At 73.7% G+C, this 24482-nt stretch carries 25 protein-coding genes and 2 pseudogenes; 11 read left to right on the forward strand and 16 right to left on the reverse strand.

Going from position 1 to position 24482, the window contains the following annotated elements; all coding sequences use genetic code 11:
- Position 1 precedes the first annotated feature (1 nt).
- Genes IE271_RS23615 through IE271_RS23635 form a run of 5 tightly spaced genes read right to left on the reverse strand, consistent with a single transcriptional unit; the run spans position 2 to position 4458 of the window.
- Positions 2 to 271: an acyl carrier protein gene (locus tag IE271_RS23615; RefSeq protein ID WP_190192411.1), complete on the reverse strand. Its 270-nt coding sequence runs from the start codon at positions 269 to 271 to the stop codon at positions 2 to 4.
- On the reverse strand, positions 268 to 1548 hold the full coding sequence (locus tag IE271_RS23620; RefSeq protein ID WP_190192412.1) for a ketosynthase chain-length factor: 1281 nt from the start codon (positions 1546 to 1548) through the stop codon (positions 268 to 270). Before IE271_RS23620 ends, IE271_RS23615 begins: the two co-directional genes overlap by 4 nt.
- Positions 1545 to 2822 (reverse strand): beta-ketoacyl-[acyl-carrier-protein] synthase family protein, encoded by a 1278-nt coding sequence (locus IE271_RS23625; RefSeq protein ID WP_190192413.1) that lies wholly within the window; start codon positions 2820 to 2822, stop codon positions 1545 to 1547. Before IE271_RS23625 ends, IE271_RS23620 begins: the two co-directional genes overlap by 4 nt.
- Positions 2819 to 3253 (reverse strand): cupin domain-containing protein, encoded by a 435-nt coding sequence (locus IE271_RS23630; RefSeq protein ID WP_190192414.1) that lies wholly within the window; start codon positions 3251 to 3253, stop codon positions 2819 to 2821. Before IE271_RS23630 ends, IE271_RS23625 begins: the two co-directional genes overlap by 4 nt.
- 59 nt (positions 3254 to 3312) lie before the next feature.
- Positions 3313 to 4458 (reverse strand): SchA/CurD-like domain-containing protein, encoded by a 1146-nt coding sequence (locus IE271_RS23635; RefSeq protein WP_190192415.1) that lies wholly within the window; start codon positions 4456 to 4458, stop codon positions 3313 to 3315.
- A gap of 237 nt (positions 4459 to 4695) precedes the next feature.
- Between IE271_RS23635 and IE271_RS23640 the strand changes: the two genes are divergently transcribed.
- A complete protein-coding gene (locus tag IE271_RS23640; protein WP_190192416.1) occupies positions 4696 to 6342 on the forward strand; it encodes an FAD-dependent oxidoreductase in 1647 nt (548 codons plus the stop codon).
- A gap of 608 nt (positions 6343 to 6950) precedes the next feature.
- A complete protein-coding gene (locus IE271_RS23645; protein ID WP_229919519.1) occupies positions 6951 to 7406 on the forward strand; it encodes a MarR family winged helix-turn-helix transcriptional regulator in 456 nt (151 codons plus the stop codon).
- 138 nt (positions 7407 to 7544) lie between these two features.
- Here IE271_RS23645 and rpsN read toward each other — a convergent pair whose 3' ends face one another.
- Positions 7545 to 7850, reverse strand: coding sequence for a 30S ribosomal protein S14 (gene rpsN / locus IE271_RS23650; RefSeq protein WP_190192417.1), 306 nt, complete (start codon positions 7848 to 7850; stop codon positions 7545 to 7547).
- Complete coding sequence (gene rpmB, locus IE271_RS23655; RefSeq protein WP_190192418.1) at positions 7850 to 8086, reverse strand: 50S ribosomal protein L28; 237 nt, start codon at positions 8084 to 8086, stop codon at positions 7850 to 7852. Before rpmB ends, rpsN begins: the two co-directional genes overlap by 1 nt.
- 319 nt (positions 8087 to 8405) lie before the next feature.
- Between rpmB and IE271_RS23660 the strand changes: the two genes are divergently transcribed.
- Both IE271_RS23660 and rpsR read left to right on the forward strand, forming a co-directional pair.
- The gene (locus tag IE271_RS23660) at positions 8406 to 9560 is read left to right on the forward strand and encodes a CobW family GTP-binding protein (protein ID WP_190192419.1); all 1155 of its coding nucleotides are present in this window, start codon (positions 8406 to 8408) and stop codon (positions 9558 to 9560) included.
- A gap of 162 nt (positions 9561 to 9722) precedes the next feature.
- A complete protein-coding gene (rpsR, locus tag IE271_RS23665; RefSeq protein WP_190192420.1) occupies positions 9723 to 9959 on the forward strand; it encodes a 30S ribosomal protein S18 in 237 nt (78 codons plus the stop codon).
- A gap of 143 nt (positions 9960 to 10102) precedes the next feature.
- On the opposite strand, the gene IE271_RS23670 is transcribed toward rpsR, so the two are convergent.
- Entirely contained in the window at positions 10103 to 11308 is a 1206-nt protein-coding gene (locus IE271_RS23670; RefSeq protein ID WP_190192421.1) for a globin domain-containing protein, read from the reverse strand.
- Between the two features lie 110 nt (positions 11309 to 11418).
- Positions 11419 to 11859, reverse strand: coding sequence for an RrF2 family transcriptional regulator (locus IE271_RS23675; RefSeq protein WP_190192422.1), 441 nt, complete (start codon positions 11857 to 11859; stop codon positions 11419 to 11421).
- A 172-nt stretch (positions 11860 to 12031) separates the two neighbouring features.
- Between IE271_RS23675 and IE271_RS42230 the strand changes: the two are divergent.
- Positions 12032 to 12218, forward strand: a pseudogene (locus IE271_RS42230) (DUF3152 domain-containing protein); the annotation flags it as partial.
- On the opposite strand, the gene IE271_RS23680 reads toward IE271_RS42230, so the two are convergent.
- The 4 genes from IE271_RS23680 to IE271_RS23695 form a co-directional block, all read right to left on the reverse strand.
- Positions 12182 to 12808, reverse strand: coding sequence for a hypothetical protein (locus tag IE271_RS23680; RefSeq protein ID WP_190192423.1), 627 nt, complete (start codon positions 12806 to 12808; stop codon positions 12182 to 12184). The pseudogene IE271_RS42230 and the gene IE271_RS23680 sit on opposite strands and share 37 nt — an antisense overlap.
- Positions 12809 to 13116: 308 nt before the next feature.
- On the reverse strand, positions 13117 to 13314 hold the full coding sequence (locus IE271_RS23685) for an antitoxin (RefSeq protein WP_190192424.1): 198 nt from the start codon (positions 13312 to 13314) through the stop codon (positions 13117 to 13119).
- Positions 13315 to 13440: 126 nt separating this feature from the next.
- A complete protein-coding gene (locus IE271_RS23690; protein ID WP_190192463.1) occupies positions 13441 to 14028 on the reverse strand; it encodes a TerD family protein in 588 nt (195 codons plus the stop codon).
- An 856-nt stretch (positions 14029 to 14884) separates the two neighbouring features.
- Complete coding sequence (locus IE271_RS23695) at positions 14885 to 15151, reverse strand: GlsB/YeaQ/YmgE family stress response membrane protein (RefSeq protein ID WP_190192425.1); 267 nt, start codon at positions 15149 to 15151, stop codon at positions 14885 to 14887.
- 296 nt (positions 15152 to 15447) lie between these two features.
- On the opposite strand from IE271_RS23695, the gene IE271_RS23700 reads away from it, so the two are divergent.
- Complete coding sequence (locus IE271_RS23700; RefSeq protein ID WP_373308819.1) at positions 15448 to 16833, forward strand: LCP family protein; 1386 nt, start codon at positions 15448 to 15450, stop codon at positions 16831 to 16833.
- 123 nt (positions 16834 to 16956) lie between these two features.
- Here IE271_RS23700 and IE271_RS23705 read toward each other — a convergent pair whose 3' ends face one another.
- Positions 16957 to 17175, reverse strand: a complete 219-nt coding sequence (locus IE271_RS23705; RefSeq protein ID WP_190192426.1) for a hypothetical protein — start codon at positions 17173 to 17175, stop codon at positions 16957 to 16959.
- Between the two features lie 407 nt (positions 17176 to 17582).
- Between IE271_RS23705 and IE271_RS23710 the strand changes: the two genes are divergently transcribed.
- The 4 genes from IE271_RS23710 to IE271_RS23725 all read left to right on the forward strand — a co-directional run bounded on the left by IE271_RS23710 (position 17583) and on the right by IE271_RS23725 (position 21157).
- Positions 17583 to 18830, forward strand: coding sequence for an ABC transporter substrate-binding protein (locus IE271_RS23710; RefSeq protein WP_190192427.1), 1248 nt, complete (start codon positions 17583 to 17585; stop codon positions 18828 to 18830).
- Positions 18827 to 19747: a carbohydrate ABC transporter permease gene (locus IE271_RS23715; protein WP_190192428.1), complete on the forward strand. Its 921-nt coding sequence runs from the start codon at positions 18827 to 18829 to the stop codon at positions 19745 to 19747. Before IE271_RS23710 ends, IE271_RS23715 begins: the two co-directional genes overlap by 4 nt.
- A gap of 80 nt (positions 19748 to 19827) precedes the next feature.
- The gene (locus tag IE271_RS23720; protein WP_190192429.1) at positions 19828 to 20688 is read left to right on the forward strand and encodes a carbohydrate ABC transporter permease; all 861 of its coding nucleotides are present in this window, start codon (positions 19828 to 19830) and stop codon (positions 20686 to 20688) included.
- 184 nt (positions 20689 to 20872) lie between these two features.
- On the forward strand, positions 20873 to 21157 hold the full coding sequence (locus IE271_RS23725) for a DUF4190 domain-containing protein (protein WP_190192430.1): 285 nt from the start codon (positions 20873 to 20875) through the stop codon (positions 21155 to 21157).
- 267 nt (positions 21158 to 21424) lie between these two features.
- On the opposite strand, the gene IE271_RS23730 is transcribed toward IE271_RS23725, so the two are convergent.
- Both IE271_RS23730 and IE271_RS23735 read right to left on the reverse strand, forming a co-directional pair.
- Positions 21425 to 22126 carry a hypothetical protein gene (locus IE271_RS23730; RefSeq protein WP_190192431.1) on the reverse strand — a complete coding sequence of 234 codons (702 nt, stop codon included), beginning with the start codon at positions 22124 to 22126 and terminating at the stop codon, positions 21425 to 21427.
- 148 nt (positions 22127 to 22274) lie between these two features.
- Entirely contained in the window at positions 22275 to 23507 is a 1233-nt protein-coding gene (locus IE271_RS23735) for a cytochrome P450 (RefSeq protein WP_190192432.1), read from the reverse strand.
- A gap of 325 nt (positions 23508 to 23832) precedes the next feature.
- Here IE271_RS23735 and IE271_RS23740 point away from each other — a divergent pair.
- Positions 23833 to 24468, forward strand: a pseudogene (locus IE271_RS23740) (GyrI-like domain-containing protein); the annotation flags it as partial.
- Positions 24469 to 24482 lie beyond the last annotated feature (14 nt).

A 24482-nucleotide genomic window follows, 5' to 3' on the forward strand; every position in this document is an offset into this window, starting at 1 on the left:
GTCATGCTCCAGTCTGCAGAGAGGTGTTGACCAGCGCGAGGAACTCGGCGGGTGTCTTGCAGCGCTCCGCCTGCTCGGGCAGGCTCCGCCCGTGGCGCTTCTCCAGCTCGGCGACGATGCCCAGCAGCCCGAGGGAGTCCAGGCCGAAGGTGTCGAAGCCGTCGTCGGCCTGCCGCCCCAGGTCGTCGGGGTCGACGTTGACGCCAGCCGTGCGCTTCATCAGGGCGGCCAGGTCCGCCACGGTGACCTGGTAGGTGATCTGATCGGTCATACGAGTGTGCTCCTTCGGTGAGAGGATGACGCCGCGCTCCGGCGCAGCACGAGCGCCGAGTTGAGACCCATGAGTCCGCGGCTGAGGATCAGCGCGGTGCGCAGCTCGGCGGGGTGCGCGCGGCCGGTCACCAGCGCCAGGTCGTGACAGATGTCGAGCACGTTGGGCGTGGGGGGGACCAGCCCGTGCTCCATGGCCAGTACGGCGGTCGCCGCGTCGAGCACCGGCGCCGCGCAGTAGGCGCGGCCCGTTCCCGTCTTCGGCGCGGTGACGGGGACGCGCCGTGCGTGCGGACCGAGCGCGTCGGCGAGGGCGAGCGCCTCGGCCCGGTCGGCCTCGGGGACACCGAGGGCGTCGGCGAACACGACGTCCACCTCCTCGGGCCGGCAGTCCGCCTCGGCCAGCGCGGTGGTGATGGCCCGCGCCAGCCCGGCCCGTGACTCCGCCCAGCGGGAGGCGCCGGTGAAGGTCGCCCCGTGGCCGGCCACCGTCGCCCGTACCTCGGCTCCGCGCTCCCGTGCCGTCCGCTCCTCCTCCAGCAGGAGCACCGCGCCCCCTTCGGCGGGTGCGAACCCGCAGGCGGCGGAGGTGAAGGGCCGGTAGGCGCCCCCCGGGTCGCCGCTCCTGCTCAGCTCGGGGTAGCCCAGCTGGCAGACGATGGAGTACGGGGCCAGGGGGGCCTCGGTGGCACCGACGACGACCGTGTCGGTGCCGCGGCGCACGGTCCGGGCCGCGTGCGCCAGGGCGTCGAGACCGCCCGCCTCGTCACCGGCCACCACACCGCAGGGACCCTTGAAGTCGTTGCGTATGGAGATCTGGCCGGTGCTGGCCGCGTAGAACCAGGCGATCGACTGGTAGGGGCCGACGTGACGCGGGCCCTGCCCCCACAGGTTCTGCAGCTCGCGCTGTCCGAACTCCCCGCCGCCGGAGCCCGCGGCCGTGACCACGCCCACGGAGTAGGGGGAGGCCGCGTCGGCGGGGCCCCAGCGCGCGTCGTCGAGCGCGAGCTGGGCCGCGGTCAGCGCGAAGTGGGTGAAGCGGTCGGTCTGGACGAGGTAGGTCTCCTCGATCAGCGCGGCGGGGTCGAAGCCGCGGACCTCGCCCGCGACCTTCAGGGGGTAGTTCTCGCAGCCGTCCCTGCCGAGGCGCGTCAGGCTGCTCGTGCCGTCGGCGGTCATCTTCCAGAACGGCTCGGCGCCGACGCCGTGCGGGGAGACCACGCCGAGGCCGGTGACGGCCGCGCCGCGGTGCCGCGGATCCCTCCTGCGTTCTCTCATGGCCGGCCTCCTCGGGTGCCCGTCCCGGTCAGGACCACGGCGGACTGGAAGCCGCCGAAGCCGCTGCCCACCGACAGCACGGTGCGCAGCGTCCGCTCGCGGGCCGTCCGCGGTACGTAGTCGAGGTCGCACTCGGGGTCGGGGGTCGTGTAGTTGGCGGTGGGCGGCACCACCTGGTGCTTCAGGGCCAGGACGCAGGCGACCAGTTCGATCGCGCCGATCGCGCCCAGCGAGTGGCCCACCATGGACTTGATCGAACTCATCGGGGTCGCGTAGGCGTGGGCGCCCAGCGAGCGCTTGACCGCGGCGGTCTCGTGACGGTCGTTCTGCAGGGTGCCCGAACCGTGGGCGTTGACGTAGTCGACGGCGGTCCCGTCCAGGCGCGCCTGGTCCAGGGCGGCGTCGATGGCCCGTGCCATCTCCAGGCCCTCCTTGGTCAGCCCGGTCATGTGGTGGGCGTTGCCGAAGGTGGCGTACCCGCCGATCTCGCAGTACACCTCGGCGCCGCGGGCCCGCGCGTGCTCCAGGTCCTCCAGGACCAGCACGGCGGCCCCCTCGCCCATGACGAAGCCGTTCCGGTCCGCGTCGAAGGGCCGGGAGGCGTGGGCGGGGTCGTCGTTGTTCGGCGACGTCGCCTTGATGGCGTCGAAGCACGCCATGGTGATCGGTGAGATGGGGGAGTCCGCGGCGCCCGCGACGCACACGTCGGCCCGTCCCTCGGCGACGGTGTGGTACGCGTAGCCGACCGCGTCCAGCCCCGAGGTGCAGCCGGTGGAGACGGTCTGCACCGGGCCGTGCACGCCGAACTGCTCGGCCACGGAGGAGGCGAGGGTACTGGGCGCGAAGGCGCGGTGCAGGGCCGGTCCGGCCCTGCGGTCGTCGACGTCCCACCGTGAACCGCGCTCGCTGACCAGGACGTAGTCGTGCTCCAGGCGTGTGGTGCCCCCGACCGCGGTGCCCAGGGTGGCACCCACCCGCCAGGGGTCCTCCCGCGCCGGGTCCAGCCCCGCGTCCCGGACCGCCTCGGCTGCGGCGACCCGCGCGAACTGGATGTACCGGTCGCACTGCTCGACCGTGCCGGCGTCCAGTCCGTGCGCCGCCGGGTCGAAGTCGCACTCGGCGGCGATCTGCGAGCGCAGCCCCTCCGGGTCGAACAGGGAGATGCGGCGCGTGGCCGTACGGCCCTGTGAGAGCAGGTCCCAGAACTGCCCCGCCCCGATGCCGCCCGGGGCGACGACGCCTATGCCGCTGACGGCGACCCGACGCCGCGTCACGACACCGCCTCGGCGGCCGCCGCGGCGGGACGGACCTCGTCCGCGTCCTTCCCTTCCGTGTCGACATGGCCGAGCTCGGGCCGCGGGGCCAGGGGGCCGAGGTGGAAGACGAGGCGGGCCTCGCCGTCGCCGACGTTGCGGAAGCGGTGGCGCACGTACGGGGGGATGAGCAGTCCCTGCCCGGTGGCGAGAGGGTGCGCCTCGCCGTCGAGGTCCACCTCGAACATGCCGTCCGTGACGTACACGAACTCCTCCGAGTAGGGGTGGTAGTGCTCGGCGATGCGCTCCCCGGGCCCCACCAGGGCCACACCCATGAAGCCGCTGGTCGAGCCTGCCGTGGTCGGGGTGAGGAGGGCGCGGACGTCACCACCGCGCCGACGGTTGGGCGCTATGTCGGTGAGCGAGACGATGCGTGCGGGAGGCTGTGCCATGTCGATCACTCCGGAGATGGTGAGGCGGAACACGGAAGGGATGAGGGGCGGCGGCCGGTTCAGGCGACCGGGGACCGCCGGTCGGTGAGGGGCCGCATACGCATGCGGGCGAGCAGCCGCAGCAGTGTGGTGTGGTCCGTCAGGGGGCCGTCGATGCCGAGCGCGGCCGTGTCCAGCAGCGGCGCCGCGTCGGCGGTGCCGGCCGGGTCGTGCAGGGCCAGCACGGACGCGGGCGCGTCCTCGGGGTCGCCCGCCACGTCGACGAGCCGTACGACGAGGTCGTCGCGGTGGAAGACGGTGGCGGCCAGCACCGGGCCGTCGGGGTCGGCGGCGATGGCCTCGTCCTGCCGCGCCAGCACGCGCGCCAGCGCGGTCCCCGCGCCGGGCCCGGCCGGGTAGTGCAGCGCACACCGTTGCACACTGTCGTCCGCCGGCCGCCCGGAGCGTACGTGGTGGACGGGGGGCAGCGCCGCCCGGGTGAAGAACAGGCGGGCGGAGCGCGGATCGCTCAGGTCCCGCTCCTGCTCCAGATAGGGGTCGAGCGCCTCCTCCACCGCGCGGATCTCGGGCTGCCGGGCGACGTGGCGCAGCGCGGCCTGCAGGTCGCCGCGGACCTCCACCGCCCGTACGACGCGGTTGCCGTGCAGGAACAGCGAGGTGCGCAGCAGGCGGGTGGTGTCGTCCACCCGGGCGGCGGGCGCGGTGTAGTCGGAGAGGATCTCGGCGACCTTCGACTCGCTGCCGGGCCTGACCGTGAAGGTGAGGGCGTGCCGGACCACGTTCTCCCCCACACGGGGAGCGGGTTCCGGTGCGTGGCGGGGCACCGTGCGCGAGCCGGCGCCGGCGCCCGTGGTCTCGCGCAGCACCGTGTAGCGCATCGAGCGGGTGTCGCGGACGCAGTTCTGCAGGGGCGCGACGAGCTCCAGGTGCTCCTCGCTGTTGACCCAGGCGAGGAAGGGCGGCGCGCTCTCCCACTCACTGGTGAGGAGCCACTGCGTGGGGTTCTCGAGGTTCTGGCACAGCTGGTCGCTGATGTGGCCCGGCATGGCGGCGACCCGGTCGCGCATCTGCTCGTAGGCGTCCAGGAACTCCTGCTGGGTGCCGTCGTGGATGTCCAGCATCAGGACGACGCGTAGTCGGGATCCGTCGAAGGCGGATAGGGAGATGCCCTCCGTGTTCTTCGGCAGGGCAGCGGGGACCGGCATCGAGCACACCTCTTCCTGAAGGAGTCGTCTCGGGGGCCGAGGGGTGAACCGTCACGTATTGTCCTTGGATGTGGCGGTTGCGTAAGCACGATCGTGGGGCATCCTCCGACACGCCGCATACCGGGCGGGTTAAGCGGGTGAAGCCCGGTCCGCCGCACCCGGCGCAGGGCATGCATGAGGACCGCACCGGGTCCGGCCCGGCCGGTGAATCCCACACGCTGGAGGCGAGTACTGCTTATGAACCCACAAGCCGAGCGGGCCGGTCTCGACGTCCCGGTCCTCATCGTCGGCGGCTCCCTGGTCGGTCTGTCGACCTCACTGTTCCTGGGGCGGCTGGGCGTACGGCACACACTGGTGGAGCGGCACGCGGGCACCTCCGTCCATCCGCGCGGCCGCGGGAACAACGTCCGCACGATGGAACTGCTGCGGGTGGCGGGCGTGGAGCGGGACGTCCGGGGGGCGGCGGCCACACTGGCCGGGAACCACGGCATCCTGCAGGCGCCCTCCCTGGTGGGCGACGCGGGCGAGTGGCTGTTCAAGGAGATCGACCCCGGTGGCGGCCTGGCCCGCTTCAGCCCCTCCTCGTGGTGCCTGTGCAGCCAGAACGACCTGGAGCCGGTCCTGCGCGAGCACGCGGAGAAGCTCGGCGGCGACGTGCGCTTCGGCACCGAACTGATGTCGTTCGACGCCGACTCCGACGGTGTCACCGCGGTGGTCAGGAGCCGTGAGACGGACCGGCGCACGACCGTCCGCGCGGCCTACCTCGTCGCGGCCGACGGCCCCCGCAGCCCCGTCCGGGAAAGGCTGGGCATCGGGCAGAGCGGACCCGGCGACCTGTTCCACAACGTCAGCGTCACCTTCCGCTCGCGCCGTCTCGCCGAGGTGGTGGGCGAGCGGCGCTTCATCGTCTGCTACCTGACCCGCCCGGGCGCCGACGGCGCGCTGCTGCCCGTGGACAACCGCGAACAGTGGGTCTTCCACGCCCCCTGGCACCCCGAACACGGGGAGGCGCTGGAGGAGTTCACCGACGAACGGTGTGCCGACCACATCCGCCGCGCGGTCGGGGACGACACCCTCGACGTGGAGGTCACCGGCCGGGCCCCCTGGCACGCCGCCCAGCGCGTGGCCCGCTCCTACCGGTCGGGGCGCGTCCTCCTCGCCGGCGACTCCGCCCACGAGATGTCGCCCACCGGTGCCTTCGGCTCCAACACCGGCATCCAGGACGCCCACAACCTCGCCTGGAAGCTGGCCGCGGTGCTCGGCGGCTGGGCGGGCGAGGGGCTGCTGGACACCTACGACGCGGAGCGCCGCCCGATCGCGGAGGCGACCAGCGCCCGCGCGGCCGACCGGTCCGCCGAGCACAGCCACCCCGGCTTCACCCCGCCGCCCGCCGTGGGCGGCGGCCGCAGGAGCGGCCTCCTCGGCGTGGCCCTCGGCTACCGCTACCCCCGCGGCGCCGTCGTCGGCACCGACCCCGCCGCCCCGGTCGTCCCCGAGACGCTCGACCTGACCGGAGAGCCCGGCAGCAGGGCACCCCACCTGTGGGTACGGCACCGGAACGAGCGCGTCTCCACCCTCGACCTCCACGAGTGCTGCCTGGTCCTGCTCAGCGACGCGGACGCCGGCGGAGCGTGGCACGAGGCCGCCCTCCGCCTCGCCGAGGGGACGTCCGTCCCGCTGACGCCGTACCGGCTGGGCACGGGACCCGGCGCCGACCTCGTGGTCGAGGACGGCGTGCGCTGGACCGAGCGCTATGGCACGACACCCGAGGGCGCCGTCCTCGTCCGCCCCGACGGCTTCGTCGCCTGGCGCTCCCCGGGCGCGGCGGAGGACGCCGAGGCGACCCTGCGACAGACCCTGAGGAAGGTCCTGGCCCTGCCCTGACACACGGGCACGGCGCCTCCGACGGTCGCGCGGAACGGGCGGGCCGCCGGGCGGGGAGTCACGGAGGGAGCGCGCGAAGGGGGAGACGGCGCCGCGGAGACAGTGTGGTCCACCGCGGCGCCCGTCGCCGTCACCTGCTCCGCGAGCGCCGTCGTACGGCCGGTGCGCGTATACCGGCGGGCAAAGCGGACGACGGTGGGCGGAGCGGGCGCGGCGGGCCGGACACGGCGCCGGCGTACCCCTCTTCGTGGCGTCCTGCGTCCTCACCGGCCCCGCCCGTGACGGCGCCGCCCGGCCCGGCCCGCGCCTGACCGGCACCGACCTGCTCGGTCTCCGGAACAGTGGCACACCTTCGGCCGCGCTCCTGGACCTGGGCATCGGCCGGTTCGGCACCGGCACCGGCCGCGGACCGGGTCGGGGGCCCCAGTGCCTCGGTCCCCGGCCCTGGGCTCTCCGCTTTCACCCCTCGGTCTTCGGCTCCCGGCCTTCGGCTCTCGACTTCGGCAGGAATCCTGTCAACGGGATAGGGTGGGACCCGCTTCGGCCGGAGGGCGCGCGACCCGCTGCGCCCGACGGGACGGCCGGAGCGGCCGGGACGGGAGGGTGTCGTGCGGGAAGAGGTCGCGTCGGCGGACGAACGGGGCGTGAAGGCGGCCCCCTCGCTGCTGTACCTGGTCAAGCGAGCCGAGCTGGTCGTCAGGGCCCGCCTCGACGAGGTCCTGAAGCCGGCCGGTGTGACGGCCCTGCAGTACACGGCGCTGACCGTGCTGGAGCGGCACGACGGACTGACCGCCGCCCAGCTCGCCCGCGACTCCTTCGTCACGGCCCAGTCCATGGCCGACATGGTGCGCACACTGGAGGGCCGCGGCTACATCGCCCGCCGTCCCAACCCCGCCAACCGGCGCGAGCGGCTGATCGGCCTGACCGACCTCGGGCGCAGGCTGCTCGCCGACCACGCGCGGCCCGTACGGGAGCTGGAGGAGGCCATGACCGACGGCCTCACCCCCCGGCAGGTCGCGCACCTGCGCGACGCCCTCGACCACGCCTGGCGGAACCTGTCCTGACGCCGTGCCGGCGTGCGGGGGCACGCCGGCGGCGGGCCGTACGGTCGTGTCGCGAGGACGCGCCCGCACGGCCCGCCGCGCGGGACGCGTACGCACCCCCCGTCGGCCCCGCCGCCGGGGAGGCTCCTGCCGGCCCTCCTACCAGGAGGACTTGGTCACTCCGGGCAGGAACCCGGCGTGCGCCTGCTCGCGCACCCGGACCCGTGAGAGGCCGAACCTGCGGAGGTGGCCGCGGGGGCGGCCGTCCACACTGTCGCGGTTGCGCACACGGGTCGCGCTGGCGTCCCGGGGCTGGTTGCGCAACTCCCGCAGGGCCGCGGCCCGTTCGGCCTCGCTCGAGCCCGGCCTGCGGACGACGTCCTTGAGCTCGGCGCGGCGGGCGGCGTAGCGCGCGACGACCGCCTTGCGCTTCTCGTTCTTCGCGATCTTGCTCTTCTTCGCCATCAGACACGCTCCCCGCGTGCCCTGATCCGTGCCACGGCGGCTTCGACGCCGATGGCGTCGACCGTCTTGATCGCCTTGGCGCTCAGCACGAGCCGGACGTACCGGCCCTCGCTCGGGAGCCAGTACCGCTTGCGCTGGACGTTGGGGTCGAACCGGCGCGAGGTGCGCCGGTGGGAGTGGGAGATCTTGTTGCCGAAGCCGGGGCGGGCTCCGGTCAGCTGGCAGTGCGCGGACACGCTTGCGCTTCTCCTTCCACGGGGGCCGCGAGGCGGGAGCCCCTATCGTTAATGAAAATCGTTGTCGTATGCTACCCGTCGTGGCCCGGCCCGAGGTACCCCGGTCGCCGGACTCCGCTCCGCCGCCGCGATCGGCCCCCCGTGCGCGGTCCGGACGAGTCGTCGGCCCACCCCGTCCCCGGGCGCCGACTTCCTCCACCCCGCACAGACACAGACACAGACACAGACACAGACAAGGACCCGTTATGACATCCGGAATCCACCCCGCGTACGGACCCGCCGGGGGCCCGGCCCGCCGCCACGGTCGCGGAGGTCGCTGATGGCTCCGGAAACCCGGCTGCCGGTCGTCCTCGTCGCGGGGCTGCACGCCGACGCGCGCCGTCTCACCGTGGACCGGCTGCTGCACGACGTACCCGGCAGCGTCGCCCTGCACCACGACCTGTCGTCCGCGCCCGCCGGCACCGTGCACCGCACCGTCCGCGACGCCCTGGGCCAACGGTCACAAGGGGAGACGCCCCTGGTCAACGACTGCGCCTGCTGCGCGCTGCGCGAGGACCTCGTCCCCGAACTGGAACGGCTGGCGAGGGACGGCACGACGCGGCTGGCGGTGGTCGAGCTGTGGGACTCCGTCGAGCCCCGGGCGATGGCCGAGGTCGTGGCGGCGAACGGCGGGGGACCGCTGCGCCTGACCGGTGTGATGACGGCCGTCGACCCGTCCCTGCTGCTCTCCTGCCTCGGCAACGGCGACGACCTCGCGGAGGCCGGGCTGGCGGCCGCGGCCTCCGACCAGCGCACCGTGGGCGACACCTGGGCCCGTCAGCTCGAGTACCCGGGCGTGCACGTCGTCGTCGACCAGGACGCGGCGGACGCGGACGACCTCGAACTCCTGCGGCAACTGCACCCGACCGCACACCGTGTGCCGCTCGACTCGGAGGAGCTCGTCCGGCTGGCCTTCGCCGGCTTCGACGTGGAGAGCGCGGCGACGGCCCAGCACCCGGCGTGCGCCCTGCTGCCCCAGGAGGCCGACGAGGCCGGGGTCGCCACCCTGGTCTGGCGCAGCCACCGTCCGTTCCACCCCGAGCGCCTGTACGACGCTCTGGAGGACCTGTGCTGCGCCGCGGTCCGCAGCCGCGGCCGGTTCTGGCTCGCCGACCGGCCCGACACCCTGCTGGCCTGGGACGCGGCCGGCGGCGCGCTGTGCGTGGAGAGCGCCGGGCCCTGGCTCGCCTCGCTGCCCGACGCGGCGTGGGAGATGGTGCCGCCGGTGCGCCGTGCCGCCGCCGCGCTCGACTGGCACCCCGAGCACGGGGACCGCTGCCAGCACCTGGTCTTCACCTCGCCCGGGCTCGACCGCGACGGTCTCACCACCGTCCTGGAGTCCTGCCTGCTCACGGACGCGGAGCTGGCGGGCGGGCCGGAGCGGTGGAAGCACTTCCCGGCCGTCTTCGACCAGTTCCTGGACCCCGTCCCCTGACCGTCCGGCCCCGTTCCCCGTCCCTTTGGCCTTCCCCCTGTCCCCCCGACTCCCGACCTTCGACCCCGTTCCGTGGTCTCCGGGCCCGTCCCGCGACTCCGCGCCCCGTTCCGAACGTTCCCGAGACCACCGTCGCCACGACCAGCCCCCGAGGAGCACACCATGGCACGCAGCCGGCGCCCGCGCCCCGCGCGGTCCCCGCGCCCCAACCCCCTGGACGCCGCGGGCATCACCTACATCGACTACAAGGACACCGACCTGCTGCGGAAGTTCGTCTCCGACCGCGGCAAGATCCGCAGCCGCCGGGTCACCCGGGTCACGGCCCGGCAGCAGCGGCAGCTCGCGGCCGCCGTCAAGAACGCCCGGGAGATGGCGCTCCTGCCCTATTCCAGCCGCTGACACCGTTGCGGGTGCGCCCGGGCCGGTCCGTCCGGACCGGCCCGGGCGGCTGCCGCCGGCCGCGCGGGTCGCCCGTGGGCGTACCGGCCGTGCGCGGCGGCCCGGAGCGGCGGCCCGGAGCGGCGGGCCGGGGACGGCGCCGGTTACTTGCCGAGCCAGAGGTCGGGGCCGAAGACCTCGTAGTGGACGGCGGAGGGGGACAGGCCCTTGTCCAGGAGCTGTCCGCGCACCGCGCGCATGAAGGGCAGGGGGCCGCACAGGTAGGCGGTGGTCCCGGAGGGCAGGTCGAGGCCGTCCAGGTCCGCCCGGCCGGCCGAGACGCCGGGGCCGGTGAGGTCGGCGGCGCCGGACTCGTACCACCGGTGCAGGGAGGCATGGGGCAGGCGGCCGACGAGCTCGGCCTGCTCGTCGCGGTGGACGTGGTCGGCCGGGGAGCGGTCGGCGTGCACCACGACGACCCGGCGCGGCGAGGAGGCCAGCGCCAGGTGGTCGAGCATGGAGAGCATGGGCGTGACGCCGATGCCGGCGGAGGCGAGCAGGAGGGGGCCGTCGCCCTCGGGCAGGACCAGGTCGCCGAAGGGGAGGGAGACGTCGAGGGCGTCGCCGACCCGCGCGTGGGCGTGGAGGCGGGAGGAGACCTCGCCGTCGGGGACGGAGCCGTCGGCGCGGTGCTCCCTCTTGACGGTGATGCGCCACGTCTTCTGTCCCGGTGCGGAGGACAGGCTGTACTGGCGGATCTGCCGCGCGCCGTCGGGGAGCCGGACGCGGACGCCGACGTACTGGCCCGGCCGGAACGGCGGGAGGGGCAGGCCGTCGGGCCGGCGCAGGACGAGGGAGACGGCGTGGGCGGACTCCTCGTGGCGCTCGGCGATCTCCAGGGTGCGCCAGACGTCGCCCTCGGCCACCTGGGCCTGCGCGTACAGCCGTGCCTCCAGGGCGATGAGCGCGTTGGCCATCAGCCAGTAGACCTCCTCCCAGGCGGCCGCGATCTGCGGGGTGACCGCGTCCCCGAGCACCTCGCCGACGGCCGCCATCAGGTGCCGGCCCACGATCGTGTACTGGTCGGGGGTGATGCCCAGCGAGGCGTGTTTGTGGGCGATGCGGGACAGGACGGCGTCGGGCCGCTCGCCGGGGCGCTCCACCAGCACGGTGGCGAAGGCGGCGACGGCGCCGGCCAAGGCCTCGCGCTGGGCGCCGCTGACCTGGTTGGTGCGGTTGAAGAGGTTCTTCAGCAGGTCGGGGTGGTCCTCGAAGAGCCGCTCGTAGAACCGTCCGGTGATCGTGGTGAGGTTGGCGCCCACCACGGGGAGGGTGGTCTGCACGAGCGGGGCCGACTGCGCGGAAAGCATCGGGCACTCCTTAACTTGAACAGAAAACTCTAATTTTTGGGCGGGGTCGAGGTGCGGCCGTCGGTGCGGTGCGGTGCGGTGTGCTGCGCTGCCGTGGCGGGCGCGGGCGGTCAGCCCGGCGGTCCGCCGAGGGCGAGGAGGACGGGGCCGGTGGGGGAGGCGACGAGGTCGTCGACGGTGAGGTGGTCGAGGGAGGCGTAGAAGGCATCCTGGGCCCGGCGCAGCGCGTGCCGCAGCCGGCAGGCGCCGGCGAGCGGGCAGGCCTGCTCGCCCTCACAGGTGACGACCTCGCGGTCGCCCTCCAGTGCCCGCACCAGCTCGCCCACCCCGGTGCGCCGTCCGGCCGGGGTCAGGGACAGCCCTCCGTTGCGCCCCCGGCGGGCCTCGATCACGCCCAGGTGCTGCAGGTGTGCGATCGCCTTGGTCATGTGGGTGTAGGGGACGTTCATGCCGTCCGCGATCTGCCTCGTGGTCAGCAGCTCCTCGCCGTCCATGACGGCCAGGCGCATCACCGCCCGAAGCGCGAGATCCGTGTACCTGGTCAGTCGCACATCCGCACTCTAGCAATGTTGCATTTCAGATACCTATTTCGAGTCCTGTGAGCCCCGCCTCCCGTGGAGGCATCCGGCCACCCGGCTCCGCAGCGGACAGGGGAGAGGGCTCACCGGGGCCGGTACGGCACCGAGGCCGGTTCCGTGCGCCGCCGACGACCCGTTCGACGACGTGGAGGAGGCCCGTGCCACCGGCGTGATCAACCACGAAGTCGGGCACCGCCCGGGGACGGCCACGAGACGTGCCCGCGCGGGGGCGTCCCGCGCCGGTGATGATGCAGCAGATCAAGGGACTCAAGGGGTGCGTGGCCGACGCCTGGCCCTACGACACCCACGGGACGTTCCTCGCGGTCCCGAGGTACGGTGACCGGTCCTCCCGGCGGCGTCGCCGGACAGCCCGGCGGAGCGAGCGGCCGTCCGGCACGTGACCGGCCACCCGGCTGCGTACGCGGGGCGGCCGACGGTGGTCCCGGCCGTCAGGGCACCGCCCGCCACGCATCGGCGAGGGAGCGGACGGACGCGGAACGGTGCTCCGGAGCGGCGGCGGTCGCCGTCCTGACGACCTCCCACTGGCCGGGCGTCCCGCGCGCCACCGGTCCTCCTCGTCGCCGGTGTCCAGGAGGAGACGGATCGCCCGGCCGAGGACGAACACGGTCGTCCGGATGTCGATCGGCGCGCCGCGCACGAACGTCTCCGGCGCCATGCAGCGCCTCGACCCGGGCAGCCGGTCCGCCGCGAGGACGAAGGGGCCCGGCCGGTACTCGTCCAGGTCGCACAGCACCATGCGGTGTGCGTCGAAGTCGTACAGCATGCATCCGTCGTAGGGGCCGACCGCGACGGACCCGGCCTCCTCCACGGCCAGGTGGGCGTCGAGGACGGACTCCAGCGCCGCGTGCACCAGGGGGCGCGGCTGGGCCCCGAGGCGCCATCGGGCTGCCGGGCGCGGCACGGCCCCCGCTGCGCGAGACGGTCGGGTGGTGGAGGACCTCGCCGTCCGCCCAGGGGTGGACCAGTACGGGGCCGGCGTCTGTGGTGAAGGAGTGTGTCACGCGCCGGCCGCCCGGGATGCGAGCGGTGCAAGGACCGGAGAAGACCGCGGCGAGGAGGGGACAGGGGCGGGGCAAGGACTCGGGCCGGGGCGGGGCGAGGGCCGGAGCGAGACCGGGGCAAGGGGCGGAGCGGGAGCCGGAGCGAGGTCGGGGGCCGGGTGCCCGGTCCTGGTCCGGAGTCCGGCACCCGCCCTCGCCCGGACGGTCCTCAGTCCTTCTTCTCGCCCAGCTTCCCGACGTAGTCCTGGACCTTGTCGACGGCGGTGCCGATCCTGTCGCTGTGCTTGCCGCCGGTCCTGTCGTCGAGGAAGTCGCCGGCCTTCTCCAGCCCCGCGGAGATCTTGTCACCGTGGGCCTCGGCGAGGTCCTCGGCCTTCTCCTTGAGGTTCCTCAGGGCGTCGAACATGGTGTGGGTACTCCTTTGCTGGTGTGTCCTGCTCGTCCGCGGGAACGGCGATCCCGCATCGCCTGCGCGTGACCCATGACCCGTGATCCGTGACCCGTCATGCGTGGCGCACGACGCGTGTCGCGGCTAAAGGTGTGCGGCGATCGACGGCAGCAGGTCCTGGAACGTGCGCCCGGAGGCGGGTTCGCCGATGGCCTTCATCCGCCAGCCGCCGCCGCTGCGGTACACCTTCGCCATGATCTGGGCGGTGTGGTCGCCGCCGCCGGTGAGGGTGTAGCGGGCCAGCTCGGCTCCCGTGGTCTCGTCGACCAGGCGGCAGAAGGCGTTCTGCACCTCGGCGAAGGTCTGGCCGGTGAAGGAGTTGACGGTGAACACGATCTGGTCGATGTGGGCGGGGACCCGGGCCAGGTCCACCAGGACGACCTCGTCGTCGTCCCCGGCGCCGGCCCCGCCGACGAGGTTGTCCCCGGTGTGCCGGACGGAACCGTCGTCGCTGGTCAGGTGCTGGAAGAAGACGACGTCGGCAGGCTGTCCCGAGGCGAACAGCACGGCGGAGGCGTCCAGGTCGATCGCGCCGCCCCCGCCGGTGAGCTTGGCCAGGAAGCCCTTGCGGGGCGCGGCCTGCCAGCCCAGGCCCATGCGGACGGCGGTCAGGCTGCTGCCGTCGGACTTGCTGAGGCTGATCTGCTGGCCCTTGCCCAGATTGACGGTCATGAGAGGTGCTCCTTCGGGTGCGTACGGCGTGGCCGTGCGGTGTGACGGTGTGGTGCGACGAGGCTGCGGAAGCCCGGGTACCCGGGGAACGGAGCGGGACGTGCCGTCCGTGTCCGGGGACGCGGGCGTCGGAGAGGGCCGTGGGGACGGTCCGGGCGACAGCGGGCGCGGGAACGGGTCCGTCGGGTCCTGGCCGATGCGGCTGCGCAGGCAGGGCAGCATGCCGCGGTCGGGCAGCGCCCGCTGCCGGACGAGCCGTGCCTGTGCCGGGTGGTCGGCGGGCAAGGCCCCGCCGCGTTGGCGCAGCGCCGTGCCGACCAGGGCGGCCAGGGCGGCCAGGGCGCTCACCGACGCGACGAGGGCCAGGACCCAGCCCGCGGTGACGAGCTGGCCGGGCAAGGGGTCGCGCGCTCCGGCGAGCCGCAGGGAGTGGCCGAGCACCAGCAGGATCGCGGCCGACGCCGCGCTCACCAGCGGCGTGAGCACGGCGAGCGCGGGCAGCAGGGTGTCCTTGCCCACCGTGTGCCGAAAGCCCGTCGGACGGTCCGGGCCCGTCACCTCCTCCGGCGCGCCTCCGGCCGCGGCCCGTACGGTCAGGTAGGCGTCGCCCGCGGCGGCCGCGATCTCGTCGGCGGCGCCGAGGGCCTGGGCGCGGAGGCGTTCGGCCGCCCGGCCGGTGGGGTCGGAGGCCGGGGCGTCGCGGATGTCCGCGGTCCGCAGCGCCAGGCGCGGTACCGCTTCGAAGTCCCCCCGGTCCTGCGGGCGGGGGCGGGGCGGGCCGGTCACGTGGTCTCCCGGTGGTCGGTGGGGCGGCTGGCGAGGGGGCCGGGGCGCGGAGGGGCCCGGCGCGGCCGGGTCAGTCCCGGGAACCGCCGAACAGGAGCCGGTGGCCGATCAGCGGCACGAGCGCGCCCACGATGGCCGAGCCCCAGGTCGCGGCGTCGAAGAACCCCCGCTGCACCGGACGGTCGAGGAAGCGCGCCGACAGCCGGCCGCCCACGAAGGCGCCGGCGATGCCGATGAGCGTCGTGCCGACGCAGCCGCCCGGGTCGCGGCCCGGCAGGAGGGCCTCGGCGATCGCGCCCGCGAGAAGTCCGAGCACCGCCCATGCGATGACACCCACGTCCTGTCGCTCCTTTCCCCGACCCTCACCCACGGAGGGTCTCCCCGGTCCTCACCCACGGAGGGCGTGCCCGGGCAGCTTATCTTCTACAGATCTGTAGAGGCACATACGGTGGAGCGGAAGGGTAGGTTCCCAGGTGCCGTCGCACATCGTCGTGTTCGGCCGGAGCGGAATCCTCGGGCTTTCGTCGTCTGTTTCTACAGGCGTGTAGAGTCAAGCCGCCCGGCGGGCGCGGGGCCGGGTGCCCGGGAACGGCGGACGGGCTGGAAGCGGTCGAGGCGGAGGGGCGGACGGCAGTGAGCGGTACGGGGAGGCGGCGGCACACCGCGGCCGGGCCGGGCAGGGTGAGGCTGACGCGGCGGGGCCGGATCGTGGTGTGGGGCGCGGGCGTCTGTTCGGTGCTCGTCCTCGCCGTCGCGGGTGTCGGCGTCTGGGCGTACCGGCACCTGGACGGCAACATCCACACCGCCGACCTCGACGACAAACTGGGCGGGGACCGCCCGGTGAACCTCAGCCCCGGCTCGAAGAACATCCTGGTCGTCGGCTCCGACAGCCGTGACGGCGACAACGCGGAGTACGGCAGGGACCTGACGACCATGCAGTCCGACACGCTGATGGTGGTGCACCTCCCGGCGAACCGTGAGTGGGCCACCGTCGTGTCCTTCCCGCGCGACTCGTGGGTGGAGATACCCGCCTGCGACAAGGGGGACGGCACCACGTCCTCCCCGCACCACTTCAAGATCAACGAGGCGTTCGCGATCGGTGGCACCGGCGGCGACGTGTCCGAGGCCGCCGCCTGCACCATCAAGACGGTGGAGGCGAACACGGGGCTGCGCATCGACCACTTCATGTCCGTGGACTTCCAGGGCTTCAAGGGCATGGTCGACGCGCTCGGCGGCATCGAGGTCTGTCCCGAGGAGGCCATCCACGACGAGAAGGCCCACCTGGACCTGGACGCGGGCTGCCAGACGGTCAGGGACGAGGCGGCCCTCGGCTACGTACGCGCCCGGTACAGCGTCGGGGACGGCTCCGACCTCGGGCGCATCGGCCGCCAGCAGGAGTTCATGGAGGCCGTGGCCGAGAAGGCGCAGTCCCGGCTGACCAGCCCGAGCGCGCTGTACGGCGTGCTGGAGTCCGTCACCAAGTCCCTGACCACGGACGAAGGACTCGCCGGCATCAGGCCGCTGTACGGACTCGCGTCCGAACTCCAGGACGTGCCCGGCGACCGGCTGACCTTCCTCACCGTCCCCAACTACCCGCGCCAGGCCGACGTGCCCACCGACAAGGCCAACGTGGTGTGGCAGTACCCGCAGGCCGCCGACCTCTTCAGAGACCTGGCCAAGGACCGGGAGGTGGACGAGGAACGGCTGCGGGCGGACGCGGAGGACCCTGTCCACGCCTCCTCCGTGCGCGTACAGGTCCTCAACGGCACCGGTGCCGCCGGGCGGGCCGCCGCCGTCGCCGAGAGGCTGCGCGAGGCCGGGTTCTCCGTCGTCGGCACGGGCAACGCGGCACAGACCGTCCGCACCACCGAAGTCGCTTACCCGCAGGGCCTGGAGGGGCAGGCCGAGGTGCTGGCCTCCCGCCTGCCCGGCGCGCGGGCCGGCGAGGACGCGGGCGCCGCCGCGGGCGTGGTGACCCTCGTGGTCGGCACCGACCTCGACCCCGACGCCGTCCTGTGACCCCCGACGCCGTCCGGTGACCGCGGGCGGCGGCCCGGACCCCCGGGTGCCGCCGGGTGGCCGCCGGCACCGGCCCGGGCGGCGCCGGGGCCGGTCCCGTCCCCCGTCCCGTGCGCGACCCGCCTACTCGGCCCCGTCGAGGGCGGCGAGCGCCTGCGCCCAGCGGGCGTACTTCAGATCGGCCAGGTCCGCGACGGTCCTGACCCCGAACGCCTCCTGGAGCAGTTCGCCGTCACGGTCGGAAACCCCCTTCAGCGCCGCCACGGGGGCCGCCAGGATCTCGGGCAGGCTCTTGTCCGCCCATGCCTTGTCCAGCACCTTGTCCAGGTCGATCGAAGCCATCTCTGCCGTCTCCCAACGGTGTGCGACCCGGCCCGCGCCGGATCTTCTACAAACGTGTAGAAGCATAAGGGTCGGACGGGGGAGGAGGGGGCGAGTCCGCGCGGGTGCGGCAAGAAAGGCCGAAAACGGGTCCTTGTGCAGGCCAGAGGCGGTACGGCAGGAGTGCGTCCCCTGTGGCGCCCCGGGGGCGCGTGCCGCCTGACGGGCCGTACGGGAACGGCTGTACGGAAAAGGATCCGGCCGCGCCCCCGCACCCGTGCCCCCAGGACACCCCGCCCACGACCGGCGGTTACCGGACAACCCCGAACCGGCCGCACGCCGCCGCGACACCTTCTCCGTAATCACCGCGCAGGATGGACCGTTGGGCCATGTGCGGGTGCAACAGGTGAAGAGGCAGGGGAAAGGCCATGACCATGAAGCGCAGGGCACTGCTCGCCGCGGGGGCGGGCGCCGGGCTCCTGACCGCCTGCGGGTCCGACACCGGACGCGGTGGCGGCGGTGGTGCGGGGCCGGCGCTGTCGCACTGGTACCACCAGTACGGCGAGGCGGGCGCCGAACAGGCGGTGAAACGGTACGCCGCCGCCTACCGGGAGGCGGACGTCAGTGTGCAGTGGCGGCCGGGCAACTACGACCAGCAGACCGCCGCCGCCCTGCTCACCGACGCGGGACCGGACGTCTTCGAGGGCGGTCCCACCCTCGACCAGATCCAGGGCGGCCAGGTCGTCGACCTCACCGGCCTGCTGGACGGGGTGAAGGACGACTTCGACCCGGCGGTGCTCGCCCCGAAGACGTACGACGGGCGGATCTGGGGCGTCCCGCAGGCCGTCGACACGCAGCTGCTGTACTACCGCAAGAGCCTGCTGGAGGACGCCGGTGTGCAGCCGCCGGCCACGCTCGACGAACTCGTCGACGCGGCGAGGGAGCTGACCGACGGCAAGGTCAAGGGACTCTTCCTCGGCAACGACGGCGGCGCGGGCGCCCTCGGCGGGACACCCCTGTACGCGGCCGGGCTCGAACTGGTCACCGACGGCGGCGAGGTCGGCTTCGACGACCCCGCGGCGGCCCGCACCCTCGGCAGGCTCCGCCGACTGTACGCGGACGGATCCCTCCTCCTCGGCGCGCCCACCGACTGGTCCGATCCGTCCGCCTTCCTTCAGGGCCTGACCGCGATGCAGTGGTCCGGGCTGTGGGCGCTGCCCCGGGTGCAGAAGGAGCTCGGCGACGACTTCGGCGTACTGCCCTTCCCCCGGGACGGGGCGTCCGGCCGCCCGGCGGTGCCCGTGGGCGCCTACGGGGCGGCCGTCAGCGCCCGCGGCGCCCACAAGGAGGCGGCCAAGGCGTACGTGAAGTGGCTGTGGGTCGAACGCACCGACTACCAGCAGGACTTCGCACTCTCCTACGGCTTCCACATCCCCGCCCGCCGCTCCCTGGCCGAGAAGGCGGACGAGCTGAGGACGGGGGCGGCCGCCGACGCCGTCCGCTTCACCGCCGACCACGGCCACGCGCAGCCGCTGCTGTGGACGCCGACGGTCCAGACCCTCTACCAGGACGCGCTCAGCAGGATCATCAAGGACGGCGCGCATCCGGAGCGCGAGCTGAGGACCGTCGTACGGAAGGTGTCGTCCGAACTCGACCGTGCGAAGAGGACGTCGTGACCGGCGCGGCCGGCACGGTCCGCCGGCGAACCGTGTGGTTCTGGGTCTTCGTCGGTCCCTTCGCGCTGGGGCTCGCGCTGTTCACCTACGTGCCACTGTTGTGGAGCCTGGCACTGAGCTTCTTCGACGCGCGCAACACGGTGACGCCGACGGACTTCGTGGGGCTCGACAACTACGTCCACGTGCTCGGGGACGACGCGTTCACCGACAGCCTGTGGACCTTCCTCGTCTTCACCGCGTTCATCGTGCCCGCCACCTACGTCCTCTCGCTCGCCCTCGCCCTGATGGTGAACCGGGTCCGGTGGGCGCGGGCGTTCTTCCGGTCGGTGTTCTTCCTGCCGGTCGCCTGCTCGTACGTCGTCGCCGCGCTGATCTGGAAGATGTCGCTCTTCAACGGGGTGCGGTTCGGCCTGGCCAACACCGTGCTCGGATGGTTCGGGGCCGACCCGGTCGCCTGGCTGTCGACCACCGACCCGCCGTGGTACTGGCTGGTGATCGTGACCCTACGGCTCTGGCTCCAGGCCGGCTTCTACATGATCCTGTTCCTGGCCGGACTCCAGCGGATCGACCCCGTGCTGTACGAGGCGGCCGCCGTGGACGGGGCCCGGCCCGGCCGGCAGGTGCTGCGGCACATCACCCTGCCCCAGCTGCGGGCCACGTCGGTGGCGGTCGTGCTGCTCCTCGTCGTCAACGCCTTCCAGGCCTTCGACGAGTTCTACAACCTCCTGTCCGACGCCCGCGGTTACCCGCCCTACGCCCGGCCACCGCTGGTGTACCTGTACTACACCGCCCTCGGGCAGGGGCAGAACCTCGGTGTGGGCAGCGCGGGCGCGGTGGTCCTGGCGCTGGTCGTCGCGGTGGTGACGGTGGGGCAGGCCCGGTGGTTCCGGCTCGGCGCGAAGGAGGCGCGGGCGTGAGCGGGACGAGGACGACCGGGGGAAGTCCGGGCCCGGCCGGGCGGAGGACGGGGACGACGACGAGGACGAGGGGGCGGGCGGTGAGGGCGGGCGAGCGGGCGACGAGCGCGGACGACACGCTGGTACGGGCGGGGCGCGCCCTGCGGCTGGTGCTGCTGACCGCCCTCGCGCTGCTCTTCCTGGTCCCGTTCTACCTGCTGGTCCGCAACGGCCTGGCGAGCGAGCAGGACATCACCTCGCCCGAGTGGACGTTCCTGCCCACGGAGGTGCGGTGGTCGAACGTGGCGGAGCTCTTCCGGGACGGCTCCGTCCCCTTCGCCCGCTCCCTGCTCAACTCCGCGCTGATCGCCGTCGCCACGACCCTCGGCACGGTGCTGCTCGCCTCCCTCGCCGGCTACGGCCTGGCCCGCATCCCCTACCGGCACGCGGACAAGGTGTTCCACGGCGTCCTCGGCACCCTGATGGTCCCGGCCGCCGTCACCTTCGTGCCCAGCTTCGTGCTGGTGTCGTCACTGGGCTGGATCTCCACCCTGCGCGGACTGGTCGTCCCCACTCTCTTCTCGGCGTTCGCCTGCTTCGTCTTCCGCCAGTACTTCCTCGGGTTCCCGCGGGAGCTGGAGGACGCGGCGGCCGTGGACGGGCTCGGGTACTGGCGGACGTACTGGCTCGTCGTCGTCCCCAACGCACGGCCCGTGTTCGCCGCCGTCGGCGCGATCGTCCTCATCGGCGCGTGGAACTCCTTCCTGTGGCCGCTGGTGATCGGCCAGGACCGCAGCGCCTGGACGGTGCAGGTCGCACTGTCGTCGTTCACCACGTCCCAGGTGGTCCGGCTGCACGAACTGTTCGTCGCGGCGGCCGTGTCGATCCTGCCGCTGCTGGTGCTGTTCCTCGGCTTCCAGCGGTGGATCGCGGCGGGGGTGGAGCGGTCCGGGATCGACTGACACGGCAACACAAGGTGTGCCGCCCGGGCGCCCGGGGACCGCCGCGCGGCGGCCCCGCACCGGGCCGTCACCGGTGTGGCATGGCCGCCCGGTGTCCGGGCATCCGGTAGGTCAGCGAAAGGAAGGACGGCGCGACCGGCAGGGCGCGCTCGACCGTCAACTGCACTGACTGCGGGAGCATGTGATGACTAGTTACGGAAATTCCTCCGCGCCGGCCGGATCGCGCACCAACGGCCTGGCCATCGCGAGCCTCGTCTGCGGCATCGTCGGGCTCTTCTTCCTGAACATCGTCCTCGGACCGCTGGCGATCATCTTCGGTGCGGTCGCCGTGCGACAGGCCGGCGCCAAGGGTGGCGGCGGGATGGCCAAGGCCGGCCTGGTCCTGGGTGTCGTCGATGTGATCCTCTTCATCGTGCTGATGGCCTTCGCGGCGTCGAGCGGCGGCTTCAGCTGGTACGTCGGCGGCTGACCGACGGCCCACGGACCGACGGCGGGATCGACGCCGACGGCGGGATCGACAGTGATGCGGGTGTGTTCCCTGGGCACAGGGAACACACCCGCATCACTGTCGCTGCCACTGTCCGTCCGGTGGGACCGGGACCACCCTGCTGATCGTCGACGACCGCCCCGTCGTACGGCACGGACACCGGCACGCCGCCCGCGACCGAGGCCGGTGCGACCGGATACGACCGGGGCGTCCCGGGCCGGGCCCGACGCTCCCGCCCGGGTCCTTCCCTCATCCCAGCGGGGGCCCGGCGGGTCCCAGGACGTGGTGGTGGTCGACCTTGATCACGGAGCCGTCCTCCCGCGGCCCCGCCGCCGCGTGGTCCCTGAAGACGACGTACAGGTAGCAGCCCGAGTCGTCGATCCTGGTCTCCATGACGACGCCGGTCTCCACGCGCGTCGGGTCGTCGTCGAGCGTGTACTTGATCCGCCGCCCGCTGCCGAAGAAGGAGGGGCAGTCGGGCTCCTGCTCCAGGGCGGCGCGCTCACCGGCGCCCGCCTTGGCGCCGGTACCAGCACCGGTGACGGCACCCGTACCGGCTTCGGCACCGGCACCGGTGGTCCTGCGCGCGGAGGCGGCGGTGGAGCCCGCCGGGCCCTCGTCGCCCGCCCCGCCGGGGACGTCGAGGCGGGTGGCGGCCAGGCAGCCGTCGAGTCCCCGGGGGAGCCGGTCCAGGCTCTGGCCGACGCCGACGGTCGCGCCGACGAGGATCTCCAGCGGCCGGTCCGTCTTGTTCACCACCGAGCTGACCGCGTTGGCGAACCGGTACGCCGCGAGGTCCTCGATGGGCTCGTCGGCGATCAGGACCCGGCCACCGGGCCGGCCGCTCGGTCCGCCGGGCGGGTCGGTGTTGCACAGGGCGTGCTCGTAGAGGGCGTAACTGCCCTCCGGGCAGACGTCCGCTCCTTCTCCGGTGACCATTCTGACCGTCATCGTGTGCTTCCTTTCCTGACCGTGCTGACCGTGCCGGCCGCCCGGAGCCGGGAGCCCCTGGGAGCCTCCCCGCCCCGGCGGACCGGATCGCCCGTTCTCCCCCGAAGGGAGGAGGCCCGGGGTGCAAAGGGAGGAGGGCGCCGGTCGGCTACCAGGCGACCGGCAGGGACCGCGGTCCGCGGAGCAGCCCGCGGCGCTGGAACTCGACCTCGTCGGCGGGGACGGCCAGCCGGATCCGCGGGAAGCGCTCGAGCACGGACCCGATCATCACCTCGGCCTCCATGCGCGCCATCAGGGCGGCCATGCAGTGGTGGGGCCCGTACCCGAAGGCCAGGTGGCCGGGGCCCGTCCGGTCGAAGTCGAGGGCGTCGGGGTCGGGGAAGACCTCGGGGTCCCGGTTGGCGGCGACGTAGGCGTTGTACACGGCGTCGCCCGCGCGGATCACATGGCCGTCGAGCTCGACGTCCTCGGTGGCGATCCGGGGGATCCCGACGCCGTTGCGGTGGGGGACGTAGCGGAACAGCTCGTCGACGGCCCTCGGCAGCGTCTCCGGCTCGCGGCGCAGCCGGTCCAGGTGGTCCGGGTGGGTCAGCAGGGCGTACATCATCGACCCGCTGTTGTTGCGGACGGCGTGGCCGCCGCTGACGTAGATCGCCGTGGCGAGCGAGACCGCCTCGTCGTCCGTGATCTCGCCCGTCGCCGCGGCCTGCGCCAGCACGCTTGAGAGGTCCTCGCGGGGCTCGTCGCGGCGGCGCCGGAGGAGTTCGACGATGCGGTCGCGCGTCACCTTGCGCGCCGCCCGGTTGCGCTCCTCGGCGTTGCCGCCCCCGCCCACCGACAGCATCGTCTCGGCGGCGGCGGCCCAGCCGCGCCAGTCGCCCTCCTCCGCGCCGAGGAAGCAGCAGACGACCGCGATCGGGAAGGGGCCGTGCAGGTGCTGCATGAGGTCGGCGGGCGCCCCGGCCCGCCGCATCCCGTCGAGCAGTTCCGCCGCGGTGCGCTCCGCCACCGGGCGCAGCCGGTTCATGCTCTTGCCGGTGAACGCCCGGGAGACGACCCGGCGCAGCCGCGTGTGCCGGGGCGCGTCGATGTACTGCAGGCCCGCCGTCTGCGAGGCCACGGGCTGCGGGGACATGCTGGTCACGGAGCGGCCGACGACCCGCTCGCGCGAGAAGCGCGGGTCGGAGGTGACGAAGCGGACGTCCTCGTGGCGCGTGACCAGCCAGGCGTGGCCGGAGCCGTGGGGCAGCCTGATGCGGGTGATCGGTTCCTCGCGGAGCACCTCGTCGAGGAAGGGGTCGGGGGAGAGTGCGGGCAGATCGTCGACAGGCCAGAACCTGACCTGTGGAGCCGACGGCGCGGAGGCGGGGTCAGAGGTCATCTCGGGCTGCTTTCGATGGGTCCGGAGGCTGACTCGGTCTCACGGCCCCGGGGCCGCACCGGCGCCGCACCCGTGCTGTCCTGGTGCCGTCCCGGCGTGCGGTGGGGAACCCGGAGGACGGCCCGTGCGGGACGACCGGCCCGCCGGCCGGCCCGTGGCCGCCCGTGCTGCCCTCCATTTAATCGGCGCCGCGGACCGGCGCAACCGGTGCGTCCCCTTCGCGCCAGTACCGGCTGCCGTGCCAAGAGGCCCGGTTCGGCCGGTACGGAGCCCCGGAGCCCCGGAGCCCCGGAGCCCCGGTGCGCGGGCCCGGAGGGCGAGGGGCGCCGAGGAGCTGCGCGGCATGCTGCGGCTGCGGCGGGCCGAACCGGAGGCGGCCGCGGCCGCCGCGGCGGCGCGACTGGTCCAGGCCGAGGCGAGGCTCCGAGCGATCGAGAGCGAGGGACACATGCCCACCGACGACGTCGTCCTCAAGAACGTTCCCACCGTGCGGGCGGCGGAGCTGACCGCGACCGCCGGGAGCTACCGGCCCGAGGACATCGGCCCCGTCGTCGGACCGCTCCACGACGAGCTCTTCCGGCGCCCGGAGGAGGCGGGCGTCACCCCGACGGGACCCGGTGTCGCCTGCTACGAGGACGCCCCGGAGGGCGACGGCAGGATCGGCGTCCACGCCGCCGTCCAGGTCTCCGCACCGTTGCAGGACGGCGCCTTCCGGGTCCTGTACCTGCCGTCCCCCGACCGGGCTGCGACCATCGTGCACCGCGGGTCCATGGACGCGGTCCTCCCCACGGCCCAGACCCTGGCCCACTGGATCGACGCCCATGGCCACACGTCGGCCGGACACCCCCGCGAGGTCAGCCTGGCGTGCCCGGAGAACCGCGACGACCGGGTGACGGAACGGCAGGCTCCGGTGGCCCGGGACTGGCGGACGCGCCCGATCCGCAGTTCGACACCGTACTGATGGGACTGGGAACC

This window comes from Streptomyces minutiscleroticus, assembly GCF_014650875.1.
In the GTDB taxonomy this organism is placed as follows: domain Bacteria; phylum Actinomycetota; class Actinomycetes; order Streptomycetales; family Streptomycetaceae; genus Streptomyces; species Streptomyces minutiscleroticus.

Bases quoted from the DNA above. Each gene is read 5' to 3' on its own strand.
- IE271_RS23710 (WP_190192427.1), top strand. From the start codon at position 17,583: ATGACCATGAAGCGCAGGGCACTGCTCGCCGCGGGGGCGGGCGCCGGG.
- IE271_RS23670 (WP_190192421.1), bottom strand. From the start codon at position 11,308: ATGCTTTCCGCGCAGTCGGCCCCGCTCGTGCAGACCACCCTCCCCGTG.
- IE271_RS23620 (WP_190192412.1), bottom strand. From the start codon at position 1,548: ATGAGAGAACGCAGGAGGGATCCGCGGCACCGCGGCGCGGCCGTCACC.
- IE271_RS23730 (WP_190192431.1), bottom strand. From the start codon at position 22,126: ATGACGGTCAGAATGGTCACCGGAGAAGGAGCGGACGTCTGCCCGGAG.
- IE271_RS23725 (WP_190192430.1), top strand. From the start codon at position 20,873: ATGACTAGTTACGGAAATTCCTCCGCGCCGGCCGGATCGCGCACCAAC.
- IE271_RS23690 (WP_190192463.1), bottom strand. From the start codon at position 14,028: ATGACCGTCAATCTGGGCAAGGGCCAGCAGATCAGCCTCAGCAAGTCC.
- IE271_RS23705 (WP_190192426.1), bottom strand. From the start codon at position 17,175: ATGGCTTCGATCGACCTGGACAAGGTGCTGGACAAGGCATGGGCGGAC.
- IE271_RS23735 (WP_190192432.1), bottom strand. From the start codon at position 23,507: ATGACCTCTGACCCCGCCTCCGCGCCGTCGGCTCCACAGGTCAGGTTC.
- IE271_RS23635 (WP_190192415.1), bottom strand. From the start codon at position 4,458: ATGCCGGTCCCCGCTGCCCTGCCGAAGAACACGGAGGGCATCTCCCTA.
- IE271_RS23630 (WP_190192414.1), bottom strand. From the start codon at position 3,253: ATGGCACAGCCTCCCGCACGCATCGTCTCGCTCACCGACATAGCGCCC.
- IE271_RS23685 (WP_190192424.1), bottom strand. From the start codon at position 13,314: ATGTTCGACGCCCTGAGGAACCTCAAGGAGAAGGCCGAGGACCTCGCC.
- IE271_RS23640 (WP_190192416.1), top strand. From the start codon at position 4,696: ATGAACCCACAAGCCGAGCGGGCCGGTCTCGACGTCCCGGTCCTCATC.
- rpsR (WP_190192420.1), top strand. From the start codon at position 9,723: ATGGCACGCAGCCGGCGCCCGCGCCCCGCGCGGTCCCCGCGCCCCAAC.
- IE271_RS23615 (WP_190192411.1), bottom strand. From the start codon at position 271: ATGACCGATCAGATCACCTACCAGGTCACCGTGGCGGACCTGGCCGCC.
- IE271_RS23660 (WP_190192419.1), top strand. From the start codon at position 8,406: ATGGCTCCGGAAACCCGGCTGCCGGTCGTCCTCGTCGCGGGGCTGCAC.
- rpsN (WP_190192417.1), bottom strand. From the start codon at position 7,850: ATGGCGAAGAAGAGCAAGATCGCGAAGAACGAGAAGCGCAAGGCGGTC.